1 pseudogene is annotated in these 675 nt (G+C 53.3%); it reads left to right on the top strand.

Annotation, left to right across the window (positions count from 1 at the left end):
- Positions 1–202 precede the first annotated feature (202 nt).
- A pseudogene (locus B7G66_RS15970) lies at positions 203–675 on the top strand (IS5 family transposase); the annotation flags it as partial.

Below are 675 nucleotides of genomic sequence, written 5' to 3'. Positions count from 1 at the left end.
AAGGTTTTTGGTGAAGCTTTTTCTAAAAAGCTTCAGAAGACGCCACCTTTTTGAAAAAAGGCAGCATCCAGAAATTTCTTGTTTTTTATCAAGGACTTGTTTTCAAACAATCTCTTAGGACCAATCGACATTCAGGATTTTCTTTTTGTGACATGGATGTTTCACTGAGTGCCGTATCAGAACACGGAGTTACGGGATGGGAATCAAGCGGTACGAGCTGAATAAAGCGCAATGGCAGCGGATTGCGCCTCTGCTTCCCGGGAAAGCTGGAGATGAAGGCCGCAGTGGAGCGGATGGCCGCCTGTTCGTGAACGGCTGCCTCTGGATTCTACGCTCTGGCGCGCATTGGAAGGATCTGCCTGAGCGGTATGGCAATTGGAAGACGGTACATCGTCGCTTCAGCCGATGGTGTCATGCCGGGGTGTGGGACAGGATTTTCGAGACGCTGACGGCCGATCTGGACAATCAGTATCTGATGTTCGATGCAACCATCGTTCGCGCCCATCAGCAGGCTGCGAACGGAAAAGGGGGGGCAAGGATCAGGCGCTGGGGCGTTCCCGACGTGGTCTGACAACCAAAATCCACATGCTGACCGATATGCCGGGCCACCCGCTGCGCTTCGTTGTTACAGCTGGGCAGGTTGGCGATGTCACCCAGGCACAGGCTCTGCCTGCA

The organism is Novacetimonas hansenii JCM 7643 (assembly GCF_000964405.1).
Lineage (GTDB): Bacteria > Pseudomonadota > Alphaproteobacteria > Acetobacterales > Acetobacteraceae > Novacetimonas > Novacetimonas hansenii.
The sequence above is the reverse complement of the archived record's forward strand: the minus strand, read 5'-3'. Positions and strand labels throughout refer to the sequence as shown.